The organism is Protofrankia sp. CiP1_Cm_nod4, from assembly GCF_982290645.1.
Genome location: NZ_CEVIVC010000066.1, coordinates 26,522 through 26,995, shown reverse-complemented (window position 1 = coordinate 26,995; position 474 = coordinate 26,522).

The window sequence follows — 474 nt, the reverse complement described above, 5'->3', positions numbered from 1 at the left end:
TGTTCACCCTGGGATATCTTTCGATATCCTTCCGGGACAACTTCTCGAATTTACTGAAGGAATCTCGTTGAGTCAAACCGCCCCGGATCATCCGGTGGCCGCCTCGACGACTCCCCCGAACACTCACAGTGAGTGTCGGGCCGGGGATGGGGGCCATCCGAGTGGTGAATCTGGTTCGGATGTCTCCCGGCTTTCCGCCGGCAGAGAGAACATTACGGATGGCCAACGGGATCGTCAAACGCCAGAGGCTTTTTGATCTGTGATGTACATCACAGCTCCTGGATGTCGCCTTGACGCACCCGTCTGGTATGCGAGTATCGCTGGCTGCCACCGCACAGGTCGGCCGTACGGCCGCAAGGACGGCCACCGTCCAGGGTGGGGACCCACCGTCACCGCCGCGGCCCGCCGAAGAACACGGTCGGGACAGCGGCGACGGTAGGGACAGCGGCAGACGAGGACGACGACGCTGGCAGT